The 6,000-nt window shown below is 76.0% G+C and carries 5 protein-coding genes; 4 read left to right on the top strand and 1 reads right to left on the bottom strand.

Annotated features, from left to right (window positions below):
* The 3 genes from PUR56_RS15240 to PUR56_RS15230 form a co-directional block, all read left to right on the top strand.
* On the top strand, positions 1-472 hold a 472-nt coding region (locus tag PUR56_RS15240), incomplete at its 5' end, for an electron transfer flavoprotein subunit alpha/FixB family protein (RefSeq protein ID WP_329949310.1).
* A 185-nt stretch (positions 473-657) separates the two neighbouring features.
* Positions 658-2,094 carry an acyl-CoA synthetase gene (locus PUR56_RS15235; protein WP_329949309.1) on the top strand — a complete coding sequence of 479 codons (1,437 nt, stop codon included), beginning with the start codon at positions 658-660 and terminating at the stop codon, positions 2,092-2,094.
* 267 nt (positions 2,095-2,361) lie between these two features.
* Positions 2,362-3,294, top strand: a complete 933-nt coding sequence (locus PUR56_RS15230) for a C40 family peptidase (RefSeq protein ID WP_329949308.1) — start codon at positions 2,362-2,364, stop codon at positions 3,292-3,294.
* 130 nt (positions 3,295-3,424) lie between these two features.
* Here the strand turns inward: PUR56_RS15230 and PUR56_RS15225 are convergent, their stop codons facing one another.
* Positions 3,425-4,450 carry a PfkB family carbohydrate kinase gene (locus PUR56_RS15225; RefSeq protein WP_329949307.1) on the bottom strand — a complete coding sequence of 342 codons (1,026 nt, stop codon included), beginning with the start codon at positions 4,448-4,450 and terminating at the stop codon, positions 3,425-3,427.
* Positions 4,451-4,812: 362 nt separating this feature from the next.
* On the opposite strand from PUR56_RS15225, the gene PUR56_RS15220 reads away from it, so the two are divergent.
* Positions 4,813-5,880, top strand: a complete 1,068-nt coding sequence (locus tag PUR56_RS15220; RefSeq protein WP_329949306.1) for an NUDIX hydrolase — start codon at positions 4,813-4,815, stop codon at positions 5,878-5,880.
* Positions 5,881-6,000 lie beyond the last annotated feature (120 nt).

Below are 6,000 nucleotides of genomic sequence, written 5' to 3'. Positions count from 1 at the left end.
GGCCGCGGGCACCGTCGAGGACGTCACCGTCGCGTTCACCGGCAACGCCGCCAAGGTCGTCTCGCGCACCCCGCGCGTCTCCACCGGCCGCCCCGAGCTGACCGAGGCCGCCATCGTCGTCTCCGGCGGCCGCGGCGTCGGTGCCGCCGAGGGCTTCGGCGTCGTCGAGGAGCTGGCGGACGCGCTGGGCGCGGCCGTCGGTGCCTCGCGCGCCGCCGTCGACGCCGGCTGGTACCCGCACAGCAACCAGGTCGGCCAGACCGGCAAGCAGGTCTCGCCCCAGCTGTACATCGCGGCGGGCATCTCCGGCGCCATCCAGCACCGGGCCGGCATGCAGACCTCGAAGACCATCGTGGCCGTCAACAAGGACCCCGAGGCCCCGATCTTCGAGCTGGTCGACTACGGCGTGGTCGGCGACCTCTTCGCGGTGCTGCCGCAGCTCACCGCCGAGGTGCAGTCCCGCAAGGGCTGAGCCGTCGCCGCAGGGGCGCGTCCGGGACCTCCCGGACGCGCCCCTGCGCGTTGTCCGGGACTTCCCGCACGGCACGTGGTCCCCGGACCGGGGGAGCGGCGACGGGCCCGTAGAGTCGGCGGCACGAGCGCCGGCGACCGCCGGCGGCGGGGCGGCCGATCGCGAACAGGGGCGAAGGCGGACACATGACACTCTTGACGGCACTTCAGGGCGGCTTCGGGGACTCGGGCGACGCGCTGCGGATCGACGGGCGGACACTCTCCCGGGAACAACTGCTCGGCGCGGCCACCGCCGTCGCCGACCGGGTGGCCGGCGCCCCCGCGCTCGCGGTCCTCGCCCGGCCCACCGCCGAGACCGTGGCCGCCGTGGTCGGCGGGCTGCTCGCCGGCGTGCCGGTCGTCCCGCTGCCGCCCGACTCCGGGCCCAAGGAACGCGCCCACATCCTGCGCGACTCCGGTGCGGTCCTGCTCGCGCACGCCGCCGGGGACGATCCCCGGGAGGACGGCCCGGCCGCCGGACCGCCGGTCACGGCGCTGCCCGTCGACCTGGCCGAGCGCTCGGCCACCACGTACGCCGAGCCCGGCCCGGGGGCGACCGCCTTCGTGCTCTACACCTCCGGCACCACGGGTGCGCCCAAGGGCGCGGTGATCCACCGGTCCGCCGTCGCCGCCGACCTCGACGCCCTCGCCGAGGCCTGGCAGTGGACCGCCGAGGACACCCTGGTGCACGGTCTGCCGCTCTTCCACGTGCACGGCCTGGTGCTGGGCGTGCTCGGCGCACTGCGCAGCGGCAGCCGGCTGGTGCACACCGGGCGGCCCACCCCCGCCGCCTACGCGGCCGCCGGGGGGAGCCTCTACTTCGGTGTGCCGACGGTCTGGTCCCGGCTGGCCGCCGACGAGGAGGCGGCCGGGCAGCTGGCCCGGGCCCGCCTGCTGGTCTCCGGCAGCGCCCCGCTGCCCGTCCCGGTGTTCGAACGGCTGGCGGCGCTGACCGGCCACGCCCCGATCGAGCGCTACGGGATGACCGAGTCGCTCATCACCGTCTCGACGAGGGCCGACGGCGAGCGCCGCCCCGGCAGCGTCGGCCTGCCGCTGGCCGGTGTGCGGACCAGGCTGGTCGGCGAGGACGGCGGCCCGGTCGCGCACGACGGCGAGAGCGTCGGCGAGCTGCAGGTCGCCGGGCCGACCCTGTTCGGCGGGTACCTCAACCGGCCGGACGCCGACGCCGAGGCCTGGACGGCGGACGGCTGGTTCCGCACCGGGGACGTCGCGGTGATCGGCCCGGACGGCTTCCACCGGATCGTCGGCCGCGCCTCCGTCGACCTGATCAAGAGCGGCGGGTACCGGATCGGCGCGGGCGAGGTCGAGGCGGCCCTGCGCGACCACCCGGCGGTGGCGGACGCGGCCGTGGTCGGCGCGCCGGACGAGGACCTCGGCCAGGCGGTCGTCGCGTACGTCATCCCGGCCGGTCCCGTGACGGGGGAACAGCTGACGGCCTTTGTGGCGGAGCGGCTCTCGGTGCACAAGCGGCCCCGACGGGTGGTCCTGGTGCCCGAACTGCCCAGGAACGCCATGGGAAAGGTGCTGAAGAAGCAGTTGCTCGCGGACTCGGCACACGGGTGACGGGCGGTCACCCGTCGGGTGCCGGGTGACGCCCGCTCACCTTCCGTGAGCCCTTCCTTTGGCGCACTCCACTGCGCGCTGTGAGCGGACGCGTGCCTAACGTGACACGCAGGCAGAACTGAATCCCCGGGCTCCACGCCGCAGCTTCCGGCCGCACGGCCGGAAGCCGCGGCATGTCGGCCGCGGATCCGTTCCGGCCTTCGTCCAGCGTTCCGCGATCCGCGTTCCGCGTTCCGCGTTCAGTGCTCAGCAAAGGAAGACAGCAGGATGACGACCGTCAACACCGGCGCACAGGGTGCCGCCGACGAGCCGACCGGGCAGCACGCCGCCGCCACCGCCTCCCAGCCGGCGGAGGGTGCCCGCACCTTCCGCCCCTCCCGTGCGGCGCGGGTCCGCCGGGGGATAGGCATGGTGGCCGTGATCGTGGCGGGTACGGGCGTGCTCGGCCTCGGTACCGGGGTGGGCAGCGCCGCCGCCGAGCCGGCGCCCGCCCACGCGGGGTGGGACGGGTCGCGGTACTGGTTCAAGAACAGCCAGGGCCAGTGGCGCTGGACGACCCACTACGACGTGTACCTGGCGCGGACGGGGGCGTCGGCCGGAACCGCCACCGCCACCGCCTCCCCGTCCGCGACGACGGCGACCACGTCCGGGGGGATCACCCAGGGGTGGGACGGGTCGCGGTACTGGTTCAAGAACAGCCAGGGCCAGTGGCGCTGGACGACCCACTACGACGTCTACCTGGCGCGGACCGGAGGGTCGTCGGACGCGGCGACCTCGGCCTCCGGCGCGTCGTCCTCGACCCAGTCCTCCGCCGATTCCGCGGTGCCGGCGGCCGACGGTGACGTCGAGACGGCCGTGTCGTTCGCGCTCGCCCAGCTCGGCAAGCCGTTCAAGACGGCGGGGAACGGGCCGGACGGCTACGACTGCTCGGGCCTCGTCCAGCAGTCCTTCCGGCGCGGGGGCGTCGAACTGCCGCGCGTCGCCAACGACCAGTACGCGGCCACCACCCCGGTGAAGGCGAGCCAGCTGCAGCGCGGCGACCTGCTCTTCTGGTCGGACGACGGCACCGCGCGGGGCATCCACCACGTGGCGATCTACCTGGGCAACAACCAGTACGTGGAGGCTGCGCGACCCGGCACCCTGATCCGTGTCTCCCGGATCAGCAGCGGCTACTACCCGACCCACATGGGCCGGCCCTGAGCCGGTCCCGCGGACGGACGACGCCCGGGCCGGACGGTCCGGGCGTCGTCGTGGGCGGCGGTGCGGGCGGTGCCGCCGAGGGGGGCTGCGGGGGTGCCGGGGTGGTGCCCGGCGGCGGAGTCCGGGCAGGTCAGGGGCGCCCGGGGCCGGGGGCGAGACCGAGATCGGCCGGCCGGGGGAGGGCTCCGCGCGCGCCCGGGGCGGTGACGGCGAAGGCACCGGCCGCGGCGGCGGTGCCGGCTGCCGCCGGGAGGGACGCGCCGTCGGCGAGCCGCGCCGCCAGGGCGCCGCAGAAGACGTCGCCGGCGCCGGTGGTGTCGACGACGGTGGCCTCGGGGGCGGGGACGTGGTGGACCGCGCCGTCGGTGGCGACCAGTGCGCCGGCCGCGCCGAGGGTGATCACGGCGCCCTCGCCGAGGGCGGCCAGGGCGGTGGCGGCCGGGGCCGCGTCGGCGGCCTTCCCACGGGTCTCGCCGTGGGTCTCGCCGAGGACCTCGTCGTGGGTTTCGTCGTGGGTTTCGTCGTGGGGCCGGCCCGGGTCGCGGGCGCCCGCGAGCTGAGCGGCCTCGACGGCGTTGGCGACGATCAGCGCTCCCCGACCGGCAGGGCCCGGCCGGTCGCGGAGCTTGCCGACCGGGGCGGCGTTGTGGATCCAGCGGGGGCCGCCGTCGCGAAGGACGGCCGCGGTGGCCAGGATGCACTCCTCGGGGACCTCGCCGCTGGTGAGGACGACGTCGGCCGGGGTGAGGGCGAGCGAGGCGAGCGCCTCGGTCACCTCGGCGCCGGTGAGCCGGGCGTTGGCACCGGGGACCACCAGGATGCTGTTCTCGCCGGACGGGTCGACCATGACGACGGCCTGTCCGGTGGGGGCGTCCGTGTCGACGAGCACGGCGCCGATGTCGACGCCCGCCCCGCGCAGGTCGGCCAGGGCGGCGCGGCCGTCGGCGTCCGCACCGACCTTGGCGACCAGATGGGTGGGTGCGCCCATGGCGGCGGCGGCCACGGCCTGGTTGGCGCCCTTGCCCCCGAAGCCCTGGGCCGAGTCGGTCACCAGGACGGTCTCGCCGGGCGCGGGCAGGGCGGGGCAGCGGAGGATCCGGTCGACGTTGACGGAACCGACGGCCACGACGCGGCCGGGTGCGGTGGGTGCGGTCACCGTTCATCTCTATGCGGTCGGGCGGCGGGAGGCAACCGACGGGCGGGGAACCGGTGCGGCTTTCCCGTGCGTCTGTGGCAGGGCGCACGGGGTGCGGAGGGGGCGCGTGGAAGGATGTCGGACGCCGGTGGTCCGGGGTGCGCACTCCGGCGTGTCGCGGGTTGTACGGGCGTCGCGGCCAGGCCGCTGGCCTGGGCACATGCCTCTGTCATCCGGTGCGGCCGGCGGCCGCGAGCAGGGCGGTCGGGGAGGCATGGGGACCGGCGCGGCGGGGGTACCACCTCGGGTGGCGCTGGTTCGGCTGACGGGGGCGCCGCCCGGTGCGAACGGCGCCGGGGGAGGTCGAGGGGCAGGGGACGTTTGTGATCGTCTGGGTCAATGGCACGTTCGGGGCGGGCAAGTCGAGTGCCTGCCGCGAGTTGGTGGAACTGCTGCCCGGCAGCACGCTGTTCGATCCCGAGCTGATCGGGTTCGGGCTGCGCGCGATGCTGCCGGCCGACCGGATGGCGGCGGTGTCCGACTTCCAGGACCTGCCGGCCTGGCGCCGGCTGGTGCCCGAGACGGCCGCCGCACTGCTCGGCGAGGTGGGCGGGCCGCTGGTGGTCCCGATGACGTTGCTCCGGGAGGACTACCGGGACGAGATCTTCGGTTCGCTGGCCTCGAACGGCATCACGGTGCACCATCTCGTTCTCGATCCTGAAGAAACGATCCTGCGCGAACGCATAGCGCAGCGTGAGGAGTGCCCGGACGATCCGGAGCGCAGCGCGCGGATCCGGCAGTGGTGCCTGGACCATCTGCCCCGCTACCGCGCCGCCCGCCGCTGGCTCGGCCGGGACGCGCGGCTCGTCGACACCGCGGGCCTCACCCCGCGCGAGACCGCCGTCCGGCTCGCCCAGCTGGTCCGGGACGGGTCCGCCCGCTGCCCGATCGTCCAGAGTCCCGACCCCACCGGGGACACCGTCGCGGCCGCGGTCCTGCTCTTCGACGAACAGGACCGGGTACTGCTGGTCGATCCGGTGTACAAGCCGGACTGGGAGTTTCCCGGCGGAGTGGTCGAACGCGGCGAGGCGCCGACCGACGCCGCCCTCCGGGAGACGGCCGAGGAGCTCGGCCTGCGGCTCGACCCGTCGGTGCTGCGGCTGCTGGCCGTCGACTGGGAGCCGCGGACCGGGCCGCGCCGGGGCGGGCTGCGCCTGGTCTACGACGGCGGGCTGCTGGACGCCGCCGGCCGGCAGGGGCTGCTGCTCCAGCAGGAGGAACTGCGCGGCTGGCGGTTCGTCAGCCTGGAGGAGGCCGCCGGGCTGCTGCCGCCGGGGCGCTACCGGCGGCTGGCCGCCGCGCTGGACGCCAGGCGGTGCGGGGAGCTGCGGTACCTGGAGGCCGGGCGCCGGGCCGGGGTGGGGCTGGCCAGGACGGCCGACGCGGCGTAGGCCGTCCGTCGTCGGTCGGCCGTCCACCGCAGGCGGCCGAGCGGTTGGGCCGCGGCGTGGAAGGCGGGGCGGTCTCGGTGCGTGGGGCGGGCGCGGCCGGTGCGGCGTGTGCCGATGACG

This window comes from Streptomyces sp. BE303 (assembly GCF_036290945.1).
Classification (GTDB): domain Bacteria; phylum Actinomycetota; class Actinomycetes; order Streptomycetales; family Streptomycetaceae; genus Kitasatospora.
The sequence above is the reverse complement of the archived record's forward strand: the minus strand, read 5'-3'. Positions and strand labels throughout refer to the sequence as shown.